This window comes from Silvibacterium dinghuense, assembly GCF_004123295.1.
Lineage (GTDB): Bacteria > Acidobacteriota > Terriglobia > Terriglobales > Acidobacteriaceae > Silvibacterium > Silvibacterium dinghuense.
Genome location: NZ_SDMK01000001.1, coordinates 1,905,810 through 1,929,176, shown reverse-complemented (window position 1 = coordinate 1,929,176; position 23,367 = coordinate 1,905,810). Strand labels below are relative to the sequence as shown.

General features: G+C 62.3%; 16 protein-coding genes. 10 read left to right on the top strand and 6 right to left on the bottom strand.

Translation table 11 applies throughout. From position 1 onward, the window contains the following. Positions 1-354: 354 nt before the first annotated feature. From dnaA to ESZ00_RS07530, 4 genes are all read left to right on the top strand, one after another. The gene (gene dnaA, locus ESZ00_RS07550) at positions 355-1,785 is read left to right on the top strand and encodes a chromosomal replication initiator protein DnaA (RefSeq protein ID WP_129207495.1); all 1,431 of its coding nucleotides are present in this window, start codon (positions 355-357) and stop codon (positions 1,783-1,785) included. 679 nt (positions 1,786-2,464) lie between these two features. Further along, positions 2,465-5,851: a TonB-dependent receptor gene (locus ESZ00_RS07545; protein ID WP_164981388.1), complete on the top strand. Its 3,387-nt coding sequence runs from the start codon at positions 2,465-2,467 to the stop codon at positions 5,849-5,851. Between the two features lie 228 nt (positions 5,852-6,079). Continuing rightward, positions 6,080-7,093, top strand: a complete 1,014-nt coding sequence (locus tag ESZ00_RS07535; RefSeq protein WP_129207492.1) for a hypothetical protein — start codon at positions 6,080-6,082, stop codon at positions 7,091-7,093. Positions 7,094-7,320: 227 nt separating this feature from the next. Next, positions 7,321-8,634 (top strand): PQQ-dependent sugar dehydrogenase, encoded by a 1,314-nt coding sequence (locus ESZ00_RS07530; RefSeq protein WP_129207491.1) that lies wholly within the window; start codon positions 7,321-7,323, stop codon positions 8,632-8,634. Between the two features lie 295 nt (positions 8,635-8,929). On the opposite strand, the gene ESZ00_RS07525 is transcribed toward ESZ00_RS07530, so the two are convergent. Beyond that, the gene (locus ESZ00_RS07525; protein WP_164981387.1) at positions 8,930-9,802 is read right to left on the bottom strand and encodes a lipase family protein; all 873 of its coding nucleotides are present in this window, start codon (positions 9,800-9,802) and stop codon (positions 8,930-8,932) included. Positions 9,803-10,038: 236 nt separating this feature from the next. Further along, positions 10,039-11,004 (bottom strand): M23 family metallopeptidase, encoded by a 966-nt coding sequence (locus tag ESZ00_RS07520; RefSeq protein WP_129207489.1) that lies wholly within the window; start codon positions 11,002-11,004, stop codon positions 10,039-10,041. A 352-nt stretch (positions 11,005-11,356) separates the two neighbouring features. Here ESZ00_RS07520 and ESZ00_RS07515 point away from each other — a divergent pair, with 352 nt between their 5' ends. Both ESZ00_RS07515 and ESZ00_RS07510 read left to right on the top strand, forming a co-directional pair. Next, complete coding sequence (locus tag ESZ00_RS07515; RefSeq protein WP_129207488.1) at positions 11,357-12,541, top strand: thiamine-phosphate kinase; 1,185 nt, start codon at positions 11,357-11,359, stop codon at positions 12,539-12,541. A gap of 375 nt (positions 12,542-12,916) precedes the next feature. Next, positions 12,917-13,480 (top strand): hypothetical protein, encoded by a 564-nt coding sequence (locus tag ESZ00_RS07510; protein ID WP_129207487.1) that lies wholly within the window; start codon positions 12,917-12,919, stop codon positions 13,478-13,480. On the opposite strand, the gene rsmD is transcribed toward ESZ00_RS07510, so the two are convergent. Next, positions 13,457-14,071, bottom strand: coding sequence for a 16S rRNA (guanine(966)-N(2))-methyltransferase RsmD (rsmD, locus tag ESZ00_RS07505; RefSeq protein WP_129207486.1), 615 nt, complete (start codon positions 14,069-14,071; stop codon positions 13,457-13,459). The genes ESZ00_RS07510 and rsmD overlap by 24 nt on opposite strands. A gap of 309 nt (positions 14,072-14,380) precedes the next feature. On the opposite strand from rsmD, the gene ESZ00_RS07500 reads away from it, so the two are divergent. Both ESZ00_RS07500 and rsmI read left to right on the top strand, forming a co-directional pair. Then, positions 14,381-15,478, top strand: a complete 1,098-nt coding sequence (locus ESZ00_RS07500; protein ID WP_229741018.1) for a CBS domain-containing protein — start codon at positions 14,381-14,383, stop codon at positions 15,476-15,478. After that, entirely contained in the window at positions 15,479-16,372 is an 894-nt protein-coding gene (rsmI, locus tag ESZ00_RS07495) for a 16S rRNA (cytidine(1402)-2'-O)-methyltransferase (RefSeq protein ID WP_129207484.1), read from the top strand. Between the two features lie 117 nt (positions 16,373-16,489). Here the strand turns inward: rsmI and prmC are convergent, their stop codons facing one another. After that, the gene (gene prmC / locus ESZ00_RS07490; protein ID WP_129207483.1) at positions 16,490-17,329 is read right to left on the bottom strand and encodes a peptide chain release factor N(5)-glutamine methyltransferase; all 840 of its coding nucleotides are present in this window, start codon (positions 17,327-17,329) and stop codon (positions 16,490-16,492) included. 326 nt (positions 17,330-17,655) lie between these two features. Further along, positions 17,656-18,732, bottom strand: a complete 1,077-nt coding sequence (prfA, locus tag ESZ00_RS07485) for a peptide chain release factor 1 (protein ID WP_129207482.1) — start codon at positions 18,730-18,732, stop codon at positions 17,656-17,658. Between the two features lie 193 nt (positions 18,733-18,925). Between prfA and ESZ00_RS07480 the strand changes: the two genes are divergently transcribed. Further along, complete coding sequence (locus tag ESZ00_RS07480) at positions 18,926-20,755, top strand: ATP-dependent DNA ligase (RefSeq protein ID WP_229741017.1); 1,830 nt, start codon at positions 18,926-18,928, stop codon at positions 20,753-20,755. A gap of 218 nt (positions 20,756-20,973) precedes the next feature. Here ESZ00_RS07480 and ESZ00_RS07475 read toward each other — a convergent pair whose 3' ends face one another. Continuing rightward, positions 20,974-21,948: a cation diffusion facilitator family transporter gene (locus ESZ00_RS07475; protein WP_308419047.1), complete on the bottom strand. Its 975-nt coding sequence runs from the start codon at positions 21,946-21,948 to the stop codon at positions 20,974-20,976. A gap of 216 nt (positions 21,949-22,164) precedes the next feature. Between ESZ00_RS07475 and ESZ00_RS07470 the strand changes: the two genes are divergently transcribed. Next, positions 22,165-23,346 (top strand): PHP domain-containing protein, encoded by a 1,182-nt coding sequence (locus tag ESZ00_RS07470; RefSeq protein ID WP_129207480.1) that lies wholly within the window; start codon positions 22,165-22,167, stop codon positions 23,344-23,346. Positions 23,347-23,367 lie beyond the last annotated feature (21 nt).

Genomic DNA, 23,367 nt, shown 5'->3' with positions numbered 1-23,367 from the left:
ACCCGTAGCGGCAGCGCCCTGATTCCCCTTTTTCCATCGCGGCATTTGCAAAGAAACGCGATATTTCACACTTCGTGGTGCAACTTCGGCAGCTGAGAAATTTCGCTCCGAAAGCTCCGTAAATCGGCCCCCGAATTGTGCTAGTATCGGCAACGTTCATATGAGATTTTCCTGACGCCTCGCGGCTGTCAGCCCGCTCGTACAGCGCACTGGAATTGAGAACGATCCAGATCATGCGCCTCCTGACCAGCGAATACGCATCGTCTCAGCCCGGTATCATCGGGGCCGCGTCGCATTGGTTACAGGTTTGCTACGAAGCCGGTATCGCCGCGAGCGTTCAAGCAAGGAACCTGAATGTCTTTTGTTGCTACTCCCGCCACCGTGCTCAATCCGTGGGTCCGGATTCTCGGTGCGCTCGAAAAGAAGATCAATCGCCAGTCGTTTGACACCTGGCTCAAGCCCACGCGTTTCAGCCATGCCAAGGAACGCCTGCTCTACGTGCGCATCCCCACGCCGGAGTTCCAGCATGTGGGCGATCACTACGGCGATCTGATCCAGGAAGCCATCGACGCACTGCAGCTGGAGTTCGACGACGTCAAGTTCGTCACTCCCGAGGATGATCCGACCCTCGCTCAGCCCCGTGAAGACGGCGGTTTCCCGCCTGTGCCCACGCACGCGCCCAATGCGCCTGCAAGCAACAGGAATGGTTACGCGCGTAACAACGCGCCCGCGCCGCCACAGCAGGGTCGCTTTGACTGGTCCTCAGCCGCGCAGCTGAACCCGCGCTACACCTTCGACGCCTTCGTCATCGGCGCCGGCAACCAGTTCGCGCGCGCCGCGGCCGAAGCCGTCGCTGAGCGCCCCTCGAAGGCTTACAACCCGCTCTTCCTCTACGGTGGCACCGGCATGGGCAAGACGCACCTCATGCAGGCCGTGGGCCACGAGGTCAAGCAGCGCATCCCCAATGCCTCCATCTGCTACGTCTCGGTCGAGAAGTTCACCAACGAGATGATCAACTCGCTGCGCTATGACAAGATGACCAGCTTCCGCGACAAGTTCCGCTCGGTCGATCTGCTGCTCATCGATGACATCCAGTTCCTCTCGCAGAAGGAGCGCACGCAGGAAGAGTTCTTCCACACCTTCAATGCGCTGCACGAGAACATGAAGCAGATCGTCATCGCCTCGGACCGTCCGCCCAAGGAGCTGCCCGAGATCGAAGACCGCCTGCGCTCGCGCTTCGAGTGGGGTCTCATCGCCGACATTCAGCCGCCGGATCTCGAGACCAAGGTCGCTATCCTGCAGAAGAAGGCCGAGAGCGAGCATGTTGCGCTGCCGACGGACGTGGCGCTGTTCATCGCCTCGAATGTCCGCACCAACGTGCGCGAGCTCGAAGGCGCGCTCACGCGTCTCTTCGCCTGGTCCAGCCTGAACGGAGTGGAGCTGACACTGCCTACCGCGCAGCAGTGCCTCAAGCAGTTCATCGACACGCAGGTGCGCAAGATCACCATCGAGGCCATTCAGCGCGCCGTCGCCGAGCAATTCGGCATGCGCGTGGCTGAACTCAAGCAGAAGAACAATTCGCGCGCTGTCGTCGTGCCTCGCCAGATCGCCATGTACCTGGCCAAGCAGATGACCGAGGCCTCGCTGCCCGAGATCGGACGCCAGTTCGGCGGCAAGCACCACACCACCGTCATGCACTCGATCGCCAAGATCGACGAGCAGCGCCGCGCCGACAAGAACCTCAATAGCACGCTCAACAAGCTGAACGAGACGCTGAACAACTAACTGCTGCGCGCAGGGCGGATCGCCTTCGGCATCCGCTCCCGCTGGCCGTGCAGGTTTCTTGCCTCCGGCCCCCGCTCCCATTGATCGCGTTTCGGGCCTGCCTTCCTCAAGAGAAGAAGGCCCCGGGTGCCCATGTCTCGATTTTGAGACATGGGAAAGTACACATTGACGGTGGGGTACTACAGGACTCTTTCTGACTCAAGGCTCGGAGCTGGGGGCTTGAACCTTTCCACTTCTCAAAGGCGAGAGCCTGCGGGGGGCTTACGGGGGTACCTAAGTGGAAACGCTGTCGAGATTTTTCCGAGGCAAATTCGGACACAAAAATCCGCGATTGTACTTCTTTGGCGTGGACGCAAGGTTATAACCCTGTTACTGTGTTGCCATGTCACCCGCAATTCACAATCTTTGTTGTCGCAAGGTGTCGTGTATTTCGCGGGCGGCTTCCATCGAGGTTTGATCCAAAAGCGATTCTTCGATCGCTCTAACCTCTAAAGTCCGCTGCCAGGCTCCTGGAGCGGCTTCTCTACCTGCGCCGTTGCACATCGATATAGTCCAACCGGCTTGGCACCCGCCACGAGGTGCGAGCCTTTGCCTTGCATTTTAAGGGAGACCTGATTTGAAAGCAGTTGTGACGCTACACCGTTTGCTCGTATTGTTGCTGGTATTAATTCTTATGCCATTGGCATCATTTGCACAGGTGACCAAGGGCTCGATCTCGGGAACCGTGGTGGATGCCTCGGGCGCATCCATTGGTGAAGCGGCCCTGAAGGCCACCAACACCCAGACCGGAGTCGTCTTCCAGGCGACTACCGAGAAGTCTGGCACCTTCCACTTCAGCCTGCTGCCCCCGGGCACCTACAAGATTGAAATCATCAGCGCCGGCTTCGATACCAGGAAGGTGGACGGCGTCGTGGTCACCACCTCGCAGGATACCGGCCTCGGCGCGGTGACCCTGGGCGTGGCCGGTGCGCAGTCCACCGTCGAGGTCTCCGGCTCGACCACGCCGCTCATCGAAACTACCCAGGCGCAGGTCACCAACGACTTCTCCGCCCAGACCATCGCCTCCTTCGCGAACGTGAATGAGAACCAGGGTCTGGACAATCTGGCCCTGCTGGTGCCCGGCGTTAACGCCAGCCGCGATCTCGACTACGGCGATACCAACGGCGCCGCCATCGCTTCGAATGGCAGCCGAGGCCGCAACAACGATCAGCAGATCGACGGCCAGAACAATAACGACAACTCGGTGACCGGCCCGGCGCTTCAGGTCGGCGATGCCGAATTCGCCAGCGAATATCAGATCATCACCAACAACTTCGGTCCCGAGTACGGCCGCAACGGCGGCTCGGTGATCAACGTGGTGACCAAGTCTGGCACCAACAATATTCATGGCAGCATCTACGGCAACTGGACCAACAACGATCTCGAGACGCTGACCCCGTACCAGAAGAACTTCGACGACATCACCGAGAATCCGCGCTCGAACACCGAGTTTGCCGGCTTCACCATCGGCTTCCCCATCCTCAAAGACCGGGTCTTCTTCTTCAACGGCTTTGACCAGCAGCTCTGGCACGAGTCGGAGATCTACACCTCGGGCGGCATCACGCCGACCCAGACCGGCCTGACCGAGGCCGCGGCCTGCGGCGCCGTGAATGCGAATGCGCTTTCCGCGCTGAATACCTATGGCCCTTTCAGCTTCACCACCGGCAACCCGAAGGTGGTGGGGACGCCGATCGAATCCACCATCAACGGCAACAGCAGCTGCCCGATCGAGTACGGCTACGTGCAGCGCAGCGTGCCTGAGCGCTCGCACCTCTTCAACTGGCTGCCACGTGTGGATTATTCGAATGGCCGAGACACGATCGTCGCTCGCTACATCCTCTCGCGTAACAGCTTCTTCGACATCGGTGACAACGGCGCCGGCGGCTGGTTCTACAATGAGCCCTCGCTCTCCCAGGCCGTCAAGCTGGGCTGGACGCGCGCCATCACTCAGCACATCGTCAACGAGCTCTCAGTCGGCTTCGACCGCGAGAACACGCAGTTCGGCGGCAGCAGCAACAACTCCGACCCCTCGACGGCAAACCTGCTGCAAGGCGTGACGCACGTCTACGTCGGCAACACCGCCGGCAACTCCAGCCTGGCCTATGGTCCGGCGACCAACCTGCCCCAGGGCCGCATCGTCAACACCTGGCAGCTCCAGGACAACTTTAACTACCAGCTCGGCAACCATCACCTGAAGGCCGGCGTGAACTGGACCTACCAGCGCTCGCCCAACACCTTCCTGCCCTATGTGAACGGAGAATTCTACTTCTCCAACTGGTCCAACTACATGACCAGCACGCCGTATCAGATCAACATCGCCGACGGCAAAACCACGCTCGACTTCCGCGAGTACGACACCTTCCTCTATGCCGGTGATGACTGGCAGATCAAGCCGAACCTGACCCTGAACCTGGGCCTGACCTGGAGCACCTATGGCCAGCCGGGCAACCTCTTCAATAAGCTCGACACCGAATCGCAGGAAAGCTCCGATCCGCTCTGGGATCCCTCGCTGCCCCTGTCTGTAACCACGGCGACCAAGCTGCCCGCCGATAACCATATGTTCGGCCCCAGCATCGGCTTCGCCTGGACGCCCGGCTTCCTCGGCACCACGCACAAGACCGTGCTGCGCGGCGGCTATCGCCTCTCCTACGATCCGCCGTTCTACAACATCTACCTGAACACCGCCGACTCGGCTCCGCAGGTGCTCTCGCAGTCCCTCACTGAGGCCTCGGAAGTCGATAGTGTTCTGCCTGCGGACCCGACCGGGGCGAATGTGCGCTCGGCGCTCTCCTCTTATTTGACCAAGGGCGTCGCCGATCCGCGCGACTACACCCAGATCAACGAGTCGAAGAATTTCCGCGCCGATTACGTCTCGGCATGGTCGTTCGGCGTCCAGCGCGAGCTCTCGCATAACCTGGTGGCCGAGGTGCGCTACGTGGGCAACCACGGCGGTGATCTCTTCCAGACCATCAACGCCAACCCCTACCTCGAGGGTCTGGCCGAGGCCTTCCCCAGCGCCATTCCCTCCAACGTCACCTGGTCGACGACCAATGGCCGCGAGGATGGCAGCAGCTACATCATCCGTCAGCGCACCAACACCGGCTATTCGGACTACCACGCGCTGCAGAGCGAGCTGCGGGCCAACGACCTCTTCCACCAGCTGATGTTCTCCGCTGCCTGGACCTGGAGCAAGACCACCGACAACTCGAGCGAGATCTTCAGCAGCGGAGAAGGTGGCAACACCTCGGCCATTGCCCAGAACCCGCTGAACTACAAGAGCGGCGAGCACGGCCTCTCGGGTCTCGACTTCCCGCAGAATCTCACCCTGAACTTTGTCGAAAACATCCCGTTCTTCAAGGAGCAGCATGGCCTTGAGGGTCACGTGCTCGGCGGCTGGGGCCTTTCCGGAAACTACTTCATCGCTTCCGGCCAGACCTACACCCCGATCCAGTACGGCTTCGACGACTACGGCAGCCACTCGGGCGTCTCCGACTACACCTTCAATGGCTCCTACGGCGCGGGTCCGGATAACCTCCGTCCCTTCCTGGGCAGCCGCAAGGCGAATGTGCAGCAAGTGGGCGCCTATGCCGGCGACGTCTGCGCCTACTACGGCGGAGCTTCCTGCAACGCCTCGGCCACCACGCTGATCAGCTGGAACAATGCCAACAAGACCGACGATGCGAGCGTGCAGACGGTTTCGAAGTCCGACGTCCGCTACATCATGAACAGCACCTACGCCCAGAAGGCCTTCAACTCACCGTGGGGCAATGTCGCCCGCAACGATGCCCGCGACTTCTGGACCAACACCGCCAACCTCACCGTGACCAAGAACTTCAAGCTGAACGAAAAGATGAATGCCCTGGTCCGCGCCAACTTCTCCAACGTCTTCAACCACCCCAATTACTCGAGCGTCGATCCTTACCTCGACGATGCCGGCCTCTATGCCTCGTACACCGGCTTTGGCAATCCGAAGGTAACGACCTCGAATCCTCGCCAGGCGACCTTCTCTGCGAAGATCAGCTGGTAGTGGCTTAGCTCTTGGCTTCTAGCTAAAAGCTGTTTTCTGCGGGCTCCGGCATTCTTGCCTGAGCCCGCATTTTCTTTTGGCTGCGAAACACAAAGGGTACCCACATCCTCGACACTCTCATCTGAGCCCTGAGCCCTGAGCCCTGAGCCCTGAGCCCTGAGCCCTGAGCCCTGAGCCCTGAGCCCTGAGCCCTGTGAGCTACACTGCTCACAGGGTCACTCCTCACCTATGCGTCGCCGCACCCGGCTTACCATCGCGATCGTTGTTCTCTTCCTGCTGCTCGTTGGCGCTGCCATCTACCTTCGCAAGAAAGCGCCGCCGGAAGCGGCGCGGCTGCTGCCCGAATCCGACGGCATCGTCTACGTGGACCTGCGCCCCCTGCGCGCTGCCACGCACTTTGACCGTCATCCCGTGGCGCACGATCCTGACTACCAGAAGTTCATCGATGCTACCGGCATCCAGCCCGAGCGCGATCTCGACGAAGCTGCCTTCGCGCTCCATCGCATGAGCGACCCCAAGGGGCCGAATGGCCCGGTGGCCTTCTCCGAGGTGTTTGTTGGTCACTTCGATGGACGCCGCGTTGCCGCGTGGCTGCAGGGAGAGTCCGCTTCGACCGAGTCCTACGCCGGTCACGATATTTACAGCATCACCAATGACGGCCGCACCGTGCGCGTGGCTCTTCTCAGCTATGACATGATCGCCGTCAGCAATACTCCTTCGGCGGAGCAGATTCACTCCATTCTCGATCGCTATCGCACCGCCGCATTGCCGTTCACCGGCTCCACGCTGCTGGCGAAGCATTATGTAGACGTGCCGCTGCTCTCGCTTGCCTGGGGCATTGGCCAGATCGGTCTGCCGCTCGGAGATAACGACGGGCGCCTCAGCGTCATGGGACTGTCGCTGCCTCTCGCGCAGGACGCGACCTTTGTCGCCTCGCTCAGCTGGGCCGGAAAGACGCATCTTCGCGTGGAAGAGATTGCCTCCAGCGACGCCGATGCCAAGGCGGCCGTGGACTCCCTGGGCACCCTGCTCAGCCTGGCCCGTGCCGCCGCCGACCAGCCCGGTATCTCGACCGATCCGGCTGAAGCGGCTGTCGCCAGCGATACCCGCACCCTGCTGGACAGTGCCCGTATTGATCAGCATCACAACCGGGCCGTACTGACGGCGGCGATTCCGGACGATCTGCTGCAGCGCCTGGTTGCCGTGCCCGCTACGCTTGGCCGTACATCCGCATCACACTGAGGTTTTCGTTCCCTGCATGAGCGGCATGGTTCCCTGCACGATCCGGACGGTTGAGTGCTGAAACGAGTACACTGCTTTCCGGGGAAGCGTAACCATCCATTTGCTTTCCGTGGTTGTTTCAAACCTGTCTAAACTCTCGTTCGTTTGGGCGCCGTTCGCTTTTTTGCATACCTGGCTCGTCTATTGACGCCATTCACTGCTTTCGCTCACCGCTTCAGGAGGAACGAATGTTGAGCACTCATCTGCTCCGTCTCGCCCTTGCCCCTGCCGTCTGTGGCCTTTTGGGCTGCGCTGCTTTTGCTCAGGATTCCGGTCAGGTTCTCACCGGCCAGGATGCCTTTACCAACTATCAGAAAGAGAAGCCGGGCGTGACCCGCAAGCTCACCGTCGCCGATCTGCCCGCTCCCTATGCCACCAAGGGTGTCGATAACGGAGCGCAGATGGTCCAAAGGCCGGAAGGCGCCATGCCGATCGCGCCGGACGGCTTCAAGGTCAGCCTGTACTACACCGGACTCAACCAGCCGCGCCTGATTCGCAAGGCGCCGAACGGCGATCTCTTTGTCGCCCTCAGCTATGAGAACAAGGTAATGGTCTTCCGCGGCGTCGGCGCCGACGGCAAGCCGAAAGAGGTCTCGACCTTCGCCGACAATCTCAATCTGCCCTTCGGCATCGCCTTCTATCCCGCCGGTCCTCACCCGAAGTGGGTCTACGTCGGTAACACGGACGGAGTCGTCCGCTTTCCTTATAAGAGCGGCGATCTGAAGGCGACCGGCGCGGCCGAGCAACTCGCCGAACTGCCGGGCGGTGGCAAGCTGCGCGGCGGTGGCCACTGGACGCGCGATATCGCCTTCTCGAAGGACGGCAAGCGGATGTTCGTCTCCGTCGGTTCGCACTCGAATGTCGATGATTCCGACACGCATCCGGAGGAGTTCCACCGCGCCGATGTGCTGGAGTTCACCCCTGCCGGCAAGTTTGTGAAGATCTATGCCTCAGGCATCCGCAACTGTGTGGGTGAGGCCATCAATCCGACGACCGGGCAGCTCTGGTGCTCGACCAACGAGCGCGACATGCTCGGCGACAACCTGGTGCCGGACTACATCACTCATGTCCAGGAGGATGGCTTCTACGGCTGGCCCTGGTACTACATGGGCGGCACCCAGGATCCTCGCCATGCGGGCAAGCATCCCGAGCTGAAGGACAAGGTGCTTACGCCGGATGTGCTGCTCCAGCCGCACTTCGCCTCGCTCGAGATGACCTTCGACGAGAGCTCCCAGTTCCCGGCAGCATGGAAGGGCGACGCCTTCGCCGCCGAGCACGGCTCCTGGAACAAGGCCCAGCGCGCCGGGTATGAAGTCATCCGCGTGCCGATGAAGGATGGCAAGGCGACCGGCGAATACCAGGACTTCCTCACCGGCTTCACCACCGAGGATGGCCACGTGTGGGGTCGCCCGGTAGGCGTAGCCTTCGCCGCTGACGGCTCGCTCTTCGTCACCGACGACGGCTCAGGCTCCATCTGGCATGTGGAGCACACGGGCAAGTAGCGGTGAGTCAGTCGCCAGCGGCCAGTCACAAAACCGGCCAGCAAAACAACGCTACCGGGTGCCCCATGTCTCGCTTTTGGGGCCCAATATACTTCGCTCACTACGCTTGTTTTCGGATATCTGGGTAGCCCACACAAGCCAGCATCTGGCTTGTGTGGGGTGCTTGAGCGCTGCTGGGGCTGTTTCCGCTCACGCCATAAAGGTCCATGAGTGGAACTCCGTCCACTCATGGTGAGTGAAGCAGGTTGGTCCCCGAATCACGGCCGCATCGCCGCTCTCCGGCGGACTGGGGGTTCTACCGCGCCAGCGCGGCCTGCTGCTCGGCCAGGCTGACGTCGTAGGCCAGGGTGGCCGCGGCGTGGAGCGTCGCGGCATGGCCGGTCGCGGCATTCGTACCCGCCGCGCCCTGCAGCTTCTGCAAGCCGTTCAGGTAGGTGGTCAGGGCATGGGCGTAGGCTGGGTCGAGCTTGAAGCCGCCGAAGACCAGCGTGCCCGTGCCTACGTGCTCGTAGGCCGGAGGCAGCGGCAGCTGCGGCACCACGTCCATGAAGTTCACGATCCGCTGGCACTGCGGGATCAGCGTGTCGAAATCCGCGGCAAAAATAGGATTGCCGACGCGGGGGCCGGCAAAGGTGTAGAGCTCCGGCACCTTGGCTGTGGGATTGCTCTTGGCCAGGTCGTAGGCAGTGAGGATGGCCAGGGCGCCTCCAAGGCTGTGCCCGGTCACCCAGATCTCATCGGCCTGCGCGACATAGGGCGCGACCAGGTCCTTGATGCTCGCGGCGATGTGCTCATACACCAGCTGGAATCCCATGTGCACCAGCCCGGCGGCGGGGTAGCGGGGCCAGATCGCCGGCACCGCGTCGAGATCGGCAATCCACTCGATCGGCGTCTTGGTGCCGCGGATGGCGACGATCAGCGATTTTTCATCGGCGTTCCAGCAGACCAGGCCGAAGATGCTGCTTTCGCTTACCAGCAGGTGAGGGAGCGCCTGGGCTGCGGCTGGTGCGGCGGCCACCGCGGCTGCCGCAGCCTGGGGATTGGCGGTAATGGTGCCCACCAGCGTGTATCCGGCCGGGAGGGGTGGTTGCGGAGTGGTCATCGCCAGGTAGGCCGCGCTGGCCGCCGGGTACATCTCATCGATTGCGAAGTTCACGTCGAACGCCATAATTTTTCTCCTTCTGCCCTGCATTGCGAAGCCTGCGGCCAGCCAACAGCGGCATCTCACCACGGATGAGGCGTGGAAATGCCACGGTTTGGGACAGAAGGAAATCCGAAGTAATGGGAGAACGGCGAGGCATTCCCTATTCGGGGCCGGCACGCATTTTTTGTTCCTATAAACACAAAGGCCGCCCAACGGGCGGCCTTTGTGTTTGCGCGCGAAGCGCGCGGTTGCTGGAATGGCTAGTTCCCGATGCCGGAGGAGGAGCCTTGCGTGCTGGCCAGCTGCTCCATGGTCTCGCGGAGGTACTTGTGCGGGTTCACCGGAGTGTTGCGGATGTGCACCTCATAGTGGAGGTGTGGGCCGGTGCTGCGGCCGCTGGTGCCTACGTACCCGATGATCTGGCCCATCTTCACCTGCTCCCCTGCGGTGCAGGCAAAGCCGGAGAGATGTCCATAGAGCGTCGCAATGCCGTTGCCGTGGTCGACCAGGATTTCGCGTCCATAGCCGTTGCCCATGCCCGCTGTGACGATCACGCCATCGGCGGTGGCGCGCACCGGGTCTCCATAGTGGGCCGAGATATCGATGCCTTTATGGAAGGCACCTTCGCCGTTGAACGGGTCTTCACGCTCGCCGAAGGAGCTGGTGATGGGGCCGGTCACCGGCCAAAGCGCGGGAGCATCCGCCATATTCAGCCAGTTGTCGCCCGTGCCGGAGGTCGAAGGGGAAAGCCCAATCTCGAAGGCCCGCGAGAGCCGGCCGGAGAGTGCCGTCGAGCGCAGCGAGCTCAGCTGGTCGAGGCTGGCCGAATAATTCGCGTCGGTAAAGTCGTCCGGGTTGTCGACGACGGCAGGAGCGGTCGCCGCGGCTCCGGCGCTGTGCGAGAGCTTGCTCTGCTTCAGGCCGTAGAGCGCGCTCACTTCATTGGCCAGCGCTCCCAGCGATGCGGCCTGGACTTCCTTTTGCTTGGCGACTTCTTCCAGCTGCTGGTAGTTCTTGCGCAGTGCATCCTGCTGTGAACGGATCTGGTTGAAGCTTGCTGTCTTGATCAGCATGCGGGAGTAGGAGCCTGCCATCCCGGTAATGGTGAAGAGACCAATCACCGCAGCGGCCGCGAAGACATACGCGTAGTGGAGAGGCACCGGGATTTTGCGAAGCTTGCCGTTCTCCTCGGCCGCGACAAAAATAATGTAATAACGCTTGCGCAATCCGCTTCTCGCAAAAAAGGAAATTTACGTCACGTTCAGGAAACTTCCGCCACTCGAAAAGTCTCTAAGTGTAAAGACGGCCATCCGGCCGTGAAGACGCAAACCTGCGTCCGGTCCCTGATCCATTTTTGACGCTAACAGCCCCCTCCCGCCGGGTCAACCGCAAGATGGATACGATATTGCGTCCGGTAATCCAGGACGGTACCTCTGGATTTGCCTAAGCGCTTCATTTTTCAGGCTGTTCCGCGGTGATCGAATCAAATGAGCGAATCGGCATTTGCGTTTGCGAATTTCTCTTCCGCAGTAGCTTTGCGCACCGAACTGCCGCTCTTACGCTACCCTGATGAGGTTTATGGCAGCCACACGCAAATCGCGCTCCGCTTTGTCTGTCTCCGTGCCTCCTCCGGCTCCTGGCGGAGAGCGAGCCTTTATCGCCCGGCTGCGCGCTGAGGCTGAGGCTCACCGTGGCCGCCATGCGGGGCTTCGGCTGGGCATCGGCGACGATTGCGCTATCCTGCGCCCCCCTGCGGGACACGATGTGGTCGTCACCACCGATTTCTCGCTCGAGCAGGTCCATTTCCGCCGCGACTGGCACCCGCCCGAATCGGTCGGCCACCGCTGCCTGGCTCGGGGCCTCAGCGATCTCGCTGCCATGGGCGCGACGCCGCTCGGAGCCTTTCTCTCCATCGCGCTCCCGCCCGAGCTGGCGGTCGCGGCAGCGGAGACGATGCCTAAAGCTGCAAGACGGAAGGCTTCCGGGGCTCGTGCTGCTTCTTTACCCGGGTCCCTCAAGCCGGAATCCTGGTTCGATCGCTTTCTCGCCGGTTTCCTCGCCCTGGCCGAAAAGGAGCATGTGCCCCTTGCCGGCGGAGATACGGCCCAGTCTCCGAGCTTCGATTTCTCCGGGCACAAGCAGTCGGGTCTGGCCGCTGCCGATATCACCCTGGTCGGAGCCGTGCCTCGCGGACATGCCCTGCTTCGTTCCGCGGCCCGGCCCGGCGATGTGATTTATGTAACCGGCGCTCTCGGAGGCTCGGCAGCCGAGTTGCTTGCCCTGGGCCGCTCGCCGCAGGACTTTGCCGCCCGCACCCTTGCCGCCGCGCATCATCCGCATCTTTATCCGCAGCCACGTCTCGCGGCCGCCCGCCGCCTGGTCGCAGGCCGCCGTCTTCATGCCGGAATCGACCTGAGCGACGGTCTCTCCACCGATCTGGCCCACATCTGCGAGGAGTCCGGCGTTGCCGCCGAGCTCGATACTTCGGCGATTCCTATTCATAAGCTCGCCCGCGACGCTCAGCAGGACGGATGGGTACCCTCGGCGCTCAGCCTCGCACTGCATGGTGGCGAAGACTATGAGCTGCTCTTTACCGCGCCACGCTGGACGAAGATCCCGCGCACCATCGCCGGCGTCTCCCTGCATCCGATCGGCGAGATCGTGAAGCCGCGGCGTAACCGGCCTTCCGTGATCCTCCGCGAATCGGACGGCAGCCAGACCCCGCTGGATTCAGGCGGATGGGAACACTTTCGCGGGGACTAGAGCCTGTTATGAACTTTCGCGCGAGCGGCGTTGCTGGGGAAAATCGGCCCAGACGAGGCGGAGGACGAAGACATTGGCGATTCCAAGGCGAGGCCGACAACGAAGTATGGGCCGATTTTCCCCGCAACCCTTCAGGGCTGGGGCCAATTTTCCCGATCTCCTCGTCGCTCGCTGCTCGGAGATAACCCGATATCCGTCGCAACTCGCTCCTCGATCTCGAAAAAATTGGCTCCCAGTGTCCGCCGCGGGAAAGTTCATAACAGGCTCTAGCTATAGAGGCAAGGGCGCGCTCTGTGCGCGTCCTTGCGGGAACACGCGGTTTTGGCGCTCCTGCTGGTCGCGAGAGGGCTGCTCGATAATGGAGATCGAGCGATCATGGCGAGCCCGACACCCACGGTAGACCTCACCTTCCCCCATCCCTGGACAGCCGAAATCCTTCCGCGCCGTCCGCTGATTTTGCCTGCGCGCCGTTTCACCTATCCTGCCGCGGCGGAAGAGGTGGAAGAGGGTGCGCTCGAGCTGCTGGTGCGTCCCGCGGAGGGTGAGCCGTTTCTCGCTACCTGTGCGCTGGGGTTCGACGATCCGGCCGTGCCATCCGGCCTGTGGAGCTGCCCCGATCCCGATTGGCTGTGCGCGGTCTCGGGTGGTTATGCCTATCTCCTCGATACAGCGGAGCCTAACCGATTCCTGCAGATTCCATGGCGGCCCGTGCTGGGCATCCGCAGTCTGCCGGAGCAGGGACTGCTGCTCTTCACCGGACACCATGCGCTGCTGGCCTGGGGACGGAATGGCGAAGCATGGCAAAGTCCGCGCCTGTCGGCGGAGGGTATCCGCATCGACCGCATCGAGGGCGGTATCCTGCACGGCGCAGGATGGGACCTGATGGCGGATGCGGACGTGCCTTTTACCCTCGATCTAAAGACCGGTCTCCGTATCTGATTCTGTCGCGCCTGGATTTTTGTTTGCGGTGTTCTCCAGCCGGAAGAAGCTCAGCGCCGCGTCGCCCTGCCGCAATACCCGGTAGGCTCGCAGCAGGTCATAGCTTTCTGCGAGGGCATGTTTTTTCTCGTGCTCCGCGATCACGATGGCGTCTGTCGATAACAGTCCCGCGCACTCGCCGCCGAGCAGCCCCAGCGTCCGCTCATATTCTTCCTGGGCGGCATAGGGCGGATCGAGAAAGACGATATCGGCCTGCCTGCCTGCTCCGGCAATCCGCTTCAACGACGCTGCCACGCTCCGGGTCTCGAGCACATAGCTGCTCCTGATACCCAGCGTGGCCAGATTTTTGCGAATCGCCTGCACCGCAGGCTCGGCCTTCTCGACGAAGACTGTTTCCACCGCGCCCCGGCTCAGCGCTTCGATGCCCACTGCGCCTGAACCCGCGAATAGATCGATGAAGACCGCGCCCTCGATGCGCGGCGCCAGCACGTTGAAGAGCGTCTCGCGAAGACGGTCGCTGGTGGGCCGCGTGTCCATGCCGCGCGGTGCCGTCAGCGGCCGCGATCGATAGGTTCCTGCAATGACTCGCATCTATTCTTTCGATCCTAATGGCTGTGCAGGGGGCAGGTGATAGGGGTGGGGTGCAGGAAATCTTGCATTGCCCCGGATTCTCTTCTTACGTTTCAGATTCGTGTGAGACCCTTGTCCCCACCCAGGCAACACCGGCTTGGATGGACCAACGGGAGCGGAGGCGCGAAGCGCAAAAGGCCTGGACGGTCAGTCCCGTCCTGCGCGAAGCAGTCCTCCCTCTACAATAGGGGACAGCCCGGCTTCCGCCGGACTGCGAGGCTGGCAACAACCATGCGTGGATGGTCATTCCCCCTGGGTCGATGGTTCGGTGTGGATCTTCGCATCCATACCTTCTTCCTGCTGCTGCTCGGCTTCTGCCTGCTGTCGACGGGCGTGGCCGGTGTCAGCGGGTGGCGCGGCTTCTTCCTCTGGGGAACGCTCTTTTTTGCCGTGCTTATCCGTGAGCTCGCGCGCCTGCTGGTTGCTGCCTACCATGGCCTGCAGCTGCGCAGCGTGCTGCTGCTGCCTATCGGCGGGCTTTTCTCTTATACGAACCCGGAGAGTGCCGAGCGTGCGCAGGACCCGCGCATCCAGTTCCAGCTGGCGATTGCCGGCCCCCTGGCCAGCCTGCTGCTGGCGGGGATCATCGCCGGCCTCATCCTTGGATCGACGACCGGGGTGCCGCTGCTGGTCCGTCCCTGGATTACCGCCTCTCACCTGATGCGCTCTGCCGTGTGGCTCAGCCTGGGCCTCGCGGCGCTGCATTGTGTTCCGGCCTATCCGCTCGATGCGGGGCGCGTACTGCGCGGCATCATGGCCGATTCACGAGGCCATGCGCGGGCGACCAAGGCAGCCTCGGGCCTGGGACAGGCCTTCGGCATGCTCACCATGATCGCTGGTCTGGCGCTGCTGGCTATGCCGAATACGGGCGCGGCGGCGGGTATCAGTCCGTGGCTCATCATGGGCGGATTCTTCGTCTTCATCGGCGCGCAGCTCGAGGACCAGGGCGTGATGTTTCAGTCCGTGGTCGAGACGGTGCGGATGAAGGACGTGATGCTGACCGAGTTCTCGACCATGTCGCCCTCGGACACGCTGGCTGACGCGCTCTTCAAGGCCGTCCACAGCCTGCAGGATGAGTTCCCGGTGGTGCGCGGACCGAACCTTGTCGGCGTGGTCTCGCGGCAGGGCATTCTCTCCGCGCTGCGCACCGACGGCAACGGCTACGTGCAGTCCATTATGTCGCGCAGCTTCCAGGTGGCTGCGCCTGAAGATTCCCTCGGCCTGATGATCCGCCGCATCGCTGGCGGTCGCATGTCGCTCGTGCCCATTGCGGAAGCCGGCAGGATTGTCGGCATCGTGACCTGGCAGAACCTGAGCAACAGCATGGGCCTGCTGGCCGAGCATCGCCGCTTCGAACGCGAAGGCTGAATGTCTGACCAAAACACTGCGCCGCTGGCGCCCGGGCTTTATCTGGTCGCGACGCCCATCGGCAACCTTGAGGACATCACACTGCGCGCGCTGCGGGTGCTCAGGTCCGTCGATCGCATCGCCTGCGAGGACACGCGGCAGACGCAGAAGCTGCTGAATCATTTTGTCATCGAGACGAAGACCACCAGTGTGCACGAGCACAACGAGGCCGGCCGCGCCGCTGGGCTGGTGGAAGAGATTCGCAGCGGCGTGCGCATTGCCGTGGTCACCGACGCGGGCATGCCCGGCATCTCTGACCCGGGAATGCACCTGGCGCGCGCCGTCATCGAGGCCGGGCTGAACGTGATCCCGGTGCCGGGTGCGAATGCCGCACTGACGGCGCTGATCGCCTCCGGGCTCGACACCGAGCGCTTTCTCTTCGAGGGCTTTCTGCCGCCCAGGCAGGGCGCGCGGCAGGCCCGGCTGACGGCACTGCGTGCATCGCTGCCGGAAGATGCCGCAGGTCCGCTGACCGTGGTGCTGTATGAGGCGCCGCACCGGATTCTCGAAACGCTCGCAGATATTGCTGTGGTGTACGGCGCGGATTGCCGCATCGCGCTCGCCCGTGAGCTGACCAAGCTGCATGAGGAGTTCCTACGTGGCACGGTGACCGAGGTGGAGTCGCTGCTGGCCGAGCGCGACCGCGTGCGCGGCGAGATGGTGCTGCTGGTCGAGGTGCAGCCCGCAACTGCAGGTGAAGCTGCGGGAACAGTATCGCTGCTGGAGCGCATCGCAGAGCTGGCGAAGAGCGAAGGACTCGACGAGATGGCGGCGCTCAAGAGGATTGCGAAGGAACGCGGCGTCTCGAAGAGCGAGCTCTACCGCGAGCTGCAGCGCGCGCGGAACAGGAAGTAAGGGGCCCATTCAAGTCCGATGATGGCTTGAAGGGGCAAACCAATATCGCTGTCATCTCGATCGGAGCGGGACACAATAGCAATATCATCCCGCGTAGCGGAGAAACCTGCGGTTTCTTCAGCCTCTCCGCGCCATTGCTACCCTCGGAATCCCTTGCAGGTCATCGACAAAGCCAATCTCTTCCCAGCCGCTCAACAGCGTGGTGAGCACCTCGCGCTGCCCGTAGCCGATCTCCATCAGCAGCCAGCCGCCAGGCTTGAGCGCGGCGTGAGCCTGGGGGATAAGGCGGCGATAGATGTCGAGTCCGTCTTCACCGGCATACAGTGCCGAGGCGGGTTCATAATCGCGCACCTGCGGCTCCAGAATATCGGTGGAAGGAACGTAGGGCGGATTCGAGACGATCATGTCGAACTGTTCGCCTGCGACAGCCGTCAGCAGATCGGACTCCAGAAAGCGGATGCGCTGCTCGACTCCATATCGCGCTGCATTCTCCTGCGCGATAGCGAGCGCAGCGGGCGACAGGTCCACCGCCGTCACCTCGGCCTGCGGCAGCAGGTGTGCGAGCACGATGGCGATGGCTCCGGAGCCTGTACCTATGTCCAGGATGCGCGCCGAAGAGTCTCGCGATCCATGCTCAAGAGCAGCCTCGACAAGATGTTCGGTCTCCGGGCGTGGGATGAGCGTTGCCGGGGTGACGCGGAAGGTGAATCCGTAGAATTCCTGCTCACCGGTGATGTATTGGATAGGCTCGAGCTTCGCGCGGCGGGCGATCTTCTCGAAAAACGCGGCCTGCGCTTCGGCACTGATTCCCGCATCGGGATGCATGAGCAGCCAGACGCGGTCTTTCTTTAACGTGTGTAGCAGCAGGAGCTCGGCATCGCGTGCCGCAGTCGGCGCAGGCCGCAGTTGCTCTGCGGCCTGCTTCAGGAGGTTTCGAACTGTAGCGGAATTTTCCATGAATGCATCGAGGCTCCAGGTCGCATCCACCTGTAACTCAAACAGAAACCTGCGGTGTACCCCACCCAGGCAAAACCGGCTTGGGTGGGCCACTGTCGGGTTCGTGCCTGCGCAGACAAACCGCAGGCCCCTCCACTTCGCTCGCCTTTGGCTCGCTCCGCTCAGGATGACAATGCAGGGGGGAATTTTATCTGCAATGCCTCTATAAGAGAGGTGTATTCCACCTCGGATTTATTCGCACCCCACATTCGCGCCCAGCGGGAGCGCTCAGTCGGAGTGCCTCCGCAGGGATGCGCCGAAGCCGCGAACGCCTGGACGGCCAGTCCTTAGGCTGCGTTTTCGCCTTCCGCCTTCAGACGTTCGGCGTTGAAGTACGAAATCGTTGCATCGATCACCGGCTGCAGGTGGCCTTCCATCGTAATTCCGAGCTGGTGGATGGTCAGCCCGATGCGGTGGTCGGTGAGGCGGTTCTGCGGGAAGTTATAGGTGCGGATCTTCTCGCTGCGATCGCCAGAACCGACCTGCTGCTTGCGTTCCTTGGCCATGGCCTCGTGCTGGCGCTCCATCTCGACCTCATAGAGGCGGGTGCGGAGGACGCGCATCGCTTTTTCACGGTTCTTGATCTGCGACTTTTCGTCCTGGCAGCTGACCACGGTATTGGTTGGCAGGTGCGTGATGCGGATCGCCGAGTAGGTCGTGTTCACCGACTGGCCGCCGGGGCCGGACGAGCAGAAGGTATCGATGCGCAGATCTTTCTGCTCGATCTTGACGTCGACTTCCTCGGCTTCGGGCAGCACGGCCACGGTAATGGCCGAGGTGTGCACGCGGCCCTGCGTCTCGGTGGCCGGCACACGCTGCACACGGTGCACGCCGCTCTCATACTTGAGCTGCGAGTACACCTTGTCGCCCTCGAAGCTGGCGGTAATTTCCTTCAGGCCGCCCACCGAGGACTCGGACGAGGAGAGGATGTCGACTTTCCAGCGGCGCTGCTCGGCGTAGCGGGCGTACATGCGGAACATCTCCGCGGCGAAGAGCGAGGCCTCGTCGCCGCCGGTGCCGGCGCGGATTTCGACGATCACGTTCTTCTCGTCGTTGGGGTCCTTGGGCAGAAGCAGGATCTTCAGCTCTTCCTCGATGCCCGGCAGCCGCTCTTCGAGCCCGGCAAGTTCTTCCTCGGCCATGGCGCGGATATCGGCGTCGTCTTCGTTGGCCATCGCCTTGGCGTCGGTGATGCCGGTGGTGACGGTGCGGTATTCGCGGAACTTGTCCACCAGCGCTTCCAGGTCGCGGTGCTGCTTGGCGATCTTCTGGTACTTCTGCTGGTCGGAGATGATCTCCGGCTCGGACATCTGCCGGCCAAGATCCTCGTAGCGGGTTTCGATCTGTTCTAAGCGTTCAAACATGGTGGTGTCTCTCTGGGATCGGCTGAAACGGGCCTGTCAAACGGGTCCTGGTCAGGCGCGGAATCTGAAATGTCAGGAAAAAAGGGCACAACGCGGCGCAATCGGCTGGGGGCCGCTAAAGGAGGACGCCGGGGATGGTGCGGTGCTGCATCATGGATAGTTTACCGCTGTTTTAGATGTCGGAGAGCGGGAAATGACGCAGCGAGTCGTATCCTGCGCATCTATCGGGATGATCATGTCCGCCAGCTTTCTCGAATTCGCGCAGGAAAATGCCGCACTGACCGCGACCACGAAGAAGCTCGAAAAACGGGCGCTGCTGGCTGCATATCTGCGGAGCCTGGCTGTCGAGGATGCGGCTCGGGCTGCGCTGTACTTTGCGGGAACACCGTTTGCTGAGACCGACCGGCGGAAGCTGAATGTGGGAGGATCGCTGCTGACCAAAGCGCTCCAGAAGGTCGCCGGGGTAACGCCTGCCATCCTGAGCGCGGCCTACCGGCGTTATGGCGACCTGGGCGATGCAGCGGAAGAGCTGTTCAATGCCCGCGAACGGCCTCAGGCCGGAGGGCTTACGCTGGGGATCGTCGCGGAAGCCTTCACCCGTATCGCCGCCGCCCGTGGCCCGGGCGCAAAGCTGCCGCTGGTCACGGCGCTCCTCGAAGTGGCCACGCCTGTTGAGGCCCGCTACCTGCTCAAACTCATCCTTGGCGACATGCGCACCGGGGTAAAGGAGAGCCTGGTCGAGGAAGCGATTGCCGCCGCCTGGGGGGCCGAGCCTGCTGCCGTTCGCCGCGCCGGGATGCTGCTGGGCGACCTGCCGGAAGTGGTCCGGCTGGCTGTCGCAGGTAGGCTTGAACAGGCCCGGATGCGGCTCTTCCATCCGCTGAGTTTCATGCTGGCCAGTCCCGTAGCGACGGTCGAGGAGGCGGTCGAGCGCTTTACGAAGGAGTTGGCTGCGGAGGGTGAAACCGCGTCCGCCATCCACGGCGTGCTCGAAGACAAATACGACGGTATCCGCGCACAGCTGCATTGCGGCGACCGTTCCCAGCCCGGCCGCGTCGAGTTGTTTTCACGCAGCCGTGAGGACCTTGGCGCATCCTTTCCCGAGCTGATGGAGGCCTTTGCCGGGTTGCGCGAGCCTGCAATCCTGGATGGCGAAATCCTTGCCTGGCAGCCGGATACTGGCCGCGCCCTGCCGTTCAGCATTCTCCAGCAACGCATCGGCCGCAAGCGCGTGACCGCCGAAATGCGGGAGCGGATACCGGTCGTCTTCATGGCCTTCGATGCGCTCTATCTGGGGGAAGCCCTGCTGCTGGAGTGGCCACTCGGAGAGCGCCGCGTCCGGCTGGAGGGTTTTATCGCGCGGCACGCACCCGCCACGGCGGAAGCGATCGGCCGCGAACAGCAGAACCTGTTTGCCGCGGCTTCACCCGGCTTTCCGCGGTTGATCGTCGCCCCGCAGGTGCCACTCGAGAGTGCGGAGCATCTGGACCGCGCCTACGCCGAGGCCCGGGCACGGGGCAACGAGGGAGTGATGCTGAAATCGCTGCGCAGCGTCTATCAGCCGGGACGTCGTGGGCTCGCCTGGTTGAAGCTGAAACGCGAACTGGCGACGCTGGACGTGGTGGTGACGGGCGCCGAGTTCGGCCATGGACGGCGCGCCGGAGTCCTCAGCGACTATACCTTCGCCGTGCAGGATGGAGACCGGCTGCTGAATGTAGGGAAGGCCTACTCCGGTCTGACGGACGCCGAAATCGACGAGCTGACCGCCTTTTTCCAGGCCCACACGCTCGAGGACAACGGTCATTTCCGCACCGTGGAACCGCTCAAGGTGCTCGAAGTCGCCTTCAACAACGTCATGCGCTCCGATCGTCATAGCAGCGGCTTCGCTCTGCGTTTTCCCCGTATTCTGCGGATAAGAGAGGACAAGCCGGTCGAAGAGATCGATACCCTCGCGCGGGTGGAGGAGATTTATGCCTCACAGCCAGATAAGCCTATGGAACAGGGTGTAGGGGATGGGGTGTAGGGGGGTAGTAAAACCCAGGTGCCTCATATTTCGCGCGAAAGGCATGGGGTCGGCGCAGATTCAGGTTCGGGGGCGATACCTTCCCACCCAAGCAGAGCTTGGATGGGGCACCCGGTTCCTCACTTGTGCGAGCGCAACTGCGGGTCCCTCCACTTCGGTCGGGATGACAGTGCTCTTGTTTTAGCTAGAAGCTAAGAGCTAGCAGCTAATGGTTGGATTTAATGGCTGTGCTCATGATCATGGTTGTGGCCGTCATGGCTGTGCCCATGATGATGGGAGTGGGCGCTTACCTCATCGACCGGCATCACGCAGCCATGGGCGACCGGGCAGTTGGTGTGTTCGAACTGGATGGTCGTGTGGTGGATGCGGAAGTAGCGCTTCAGCGTGCCGTTGATCTGTTCGAGGATCAGCGCGCTCTCCGACGGCGGGATGTCGGCGATGGTCACATGGCTGGCCAGCGCGCTGGTCTGTGAGCCCAGGCTCCAGACGTGGAGATCGTGTACATCCTGCACCCCTTCGATGGAGACGAGGCGAGTACGGATTTCCATCAGCGAGACGCCGCGCGGCGTGCCTTCGAGCAGGATGTTCAGCGTTTCCCGGACGATCCCGATCGAGGACCACAGGATGAGCGCGGCGATACCCAGCGACAGCGCGGGATCGATCCAGACGGCGGCGTGCCCGCTTCTGCCGGTGAACCAGATCACCACTCCGCCCACAATGACCGCGGCGGTCGAGAGCGTGTCGCCTAGCATGTGGACGAAGACTGAGCGCATGTTCACATCGTGGCTGACCTTCCACAGCATCAGCGCGACGACGCCGTTCATGAGCACGCCGGCTGCGGCCACCAGCATCATGATGCGCGGCTGTACCGGTGCCGGCTCGGTGAAGCGATGGATGGCCTCGAACGTGATCCATAAGCTCAGCAGAATCAACGTTAGTGCATTCAGGAAAGCGGCGAGCACGCCGGCCCGCTGGTAGCCGAAGGTCTTCTCGTCAGTGGCCGGACGGGACTGGAAATGCACGGCGACGAAGGACAGCAGCAGCGCCAGGGCATCGGAGGCATTATGTCCGGCCTCGGAGACCAGGGCCAGGGAGTGCGCTCGCAGTCCGGCCAGCAGCGTGAGCGCCACATAACCGAGCGTTGCGGCGAGCGAAATGCGCAGAATCCGCTGCATCTTGCCTGTCGAGCTCACGTGGACATGCATTACGCTTAGTCTATCGGCGCTCCAGGCCGCGTTCAATGATCAGTCGGTCACTCCGTTTTTCGGGTTAGCGTTATCCCATTTGATACCCGCGATTTATTGAACTTTCTTTCTTGTTTTCGTAATGCCGTTTTCATCCTGGCGACCGATACTTTGCGCAAGAAGCTCCTAAAAAGTTGTTTATTGATGTCGGGGAGGTCCAATCCTATGACCGGTTTCCGCCGTATCTCCTATCTCTGGAAGGACGCTGACAGCGCCCGCGATTACACCACGGGTGTGTCGCTGCACAGCCACACGAACCAGTCCAAGGAAACCCTCGACTTCCTGGCCAACTTCGGAGCCAAGTATGGCTGGGTCCGCAGCCTCATCCAGGGGGCGGAATCCCGTGCCCGCGCCAACCACGGCGTCGGGATCAACTACTCCGCCAGCTACTGGACGCCGCCACTCACGCCGCGCCTGGCCTTCGATCTCGAGAGCAAGCAGATCGAGAAGATCGGGCTCTCCCCGCTGGTCTCGATCACCGATCACGACACCATCGCCGCGCCGATGCTGCTGCGCACTGTGGCTTCGGCCCGCCACATCCCGGTATCGGTCGAGTGGAGCGCTCCGTATGGCGGCGACCAGTCCTTCCACCTCGGCATCCATAACCTGCCCAGCGAGTCCGGCGTGGAATGGATGAAGACCTTCGAGGAGTACACGGCCAATCCTGGGACTCCGGAGCAGCAGTCGAAGCGGCTCACCGAGATCCTCGCCGCGCTGCATGCTCTGCCCAATGTCCTCATCGTCTTCAACCACCCGCTGTGGGACCTGTACATCATCGGCCGTGAAAAGCACCTGCAGTATGTGCAGAAGTTCATGACCGAGAACAAGGAGTTCATCCATGCGCTCGAGCTCAACGGCCTGCGCAGCTGGGATGAAAACCGCCAGGTGAAGGCGATGGCTCGCGAGTGGAATAAGCTGCTGATCTCCGGCGGCGACCGCCACGGCATGGAGCCCAACGCGAACATCAACCTGACCCGCGCGACCTCCTTTACCGAGTTTGTCCACGAGATCCGCTACGAGGACCGCAGCCACGTCCTCTTCATGCCGCAGTATGCCGAGCCCTGGAAGCACCGCATCCTGCAGTCCACGCTCGACGCCATCCGCAACTACCCTGAGTTCCCGCAGGGCTCGCAGCAGTGGGATGAGCGCGTCTATCATCCTGACTCGACCGGCACGGTGCGTCCGCTCAGCGAGCTGTGGCCCGGCGACGGCCGTGCTCCCTGGTACTTCCGCTACATCCTCAGCGCTGTCCGCATGATGGGCCAGGCTCCTGTCTCCGGCGGTCTGCGCATGGCCTGGAGCGAGTCCCGCCAGCTCAACCTCGCGCTCGGCGAAGAGGCCTTCTAACTTCCAGCGGGGCGGTGAGCC

Coding starts and splice junctions, on each gene's coding strand:
- dnaA (WP_129207495.1), top strand. CDS start 355: ATGTCTTTTGTTGCTACTCCCGCCACCGTGCTCAATCCGTGGGTCCGG.
- ESZ00_RS07480 (WP_229741017.1), top strand. CDS start 18,926: ATGACGCAGCGAGTCGTATCCTGCGCATCTATCGGGATGATCATGTCC.
- prfA (WP_129207482.1), bottom strand. CDS start 18,732: ATGTTTGAACGCTTAGAACAGATCGAAACCCGCTACGAGGATCTTGGC.
- ESZ00_RS07535 (WP_129207492.1), top strand. CDS start 6,080: ATGCGTCGCCGCACCCGGCTTACCATCGCGATCGTTGTTCTCTTCCTG.
- rsmI (WP_129207484.1), top strand. CDS start 15,479: ATGTCTGACCAAAACACTGCGCCGCTGGCGCCCGGGCTTTATCTGGTC.
- ESZ00_RS07510 (WP_129207487.1), top strand. CDS start 12,917: ATGGCGAGCCCGACACCCACGGTAGACCTCACCTTCCCCCATCCCTGG.
- ESZ00_RS07530 (WP_129207491.1), top strand. CDS start 7,321: ATGTTGAGCACTCATCTGCTCCGTCTCGCCCTTGCCCCTGCCGTCTGT.
- prmC (WP_129207483.1), bottom strand. CDS start 17,329: ATGGAAAATTCCGCTACAGTTCGAAACCTCCTGAAGCAGGCCGCAGAG.
- ESZ00_RS07470 (WP_129207480.1), top strand. CDS start 22,165: ATGACCGGTTTCCGCCGTATCTCCTATCTCTGGAAGGACGCTGACAGC.
- ESZ00_RS07525 (WP_164981387.1), bottom strand. CDS start 9,802: ATGGCGTTCGACGTGAACTTCGCAATCGATGAGATGTACCCGGCGGCC.
- ESZ00_RS07515 (WP_129207488.1), top strand. CDS start 11,357: ATGGCAGCCACACGCAAATCGCGCTCCGCTTTGTCTGTCTCCGTGCCT.
- rsmD (WP_129207486.1), bottom strand. CDS start 14,071: ATGCGAGTCATTGCAGGAACCTATCGATCGCGGCCGCTGACGGCACCG.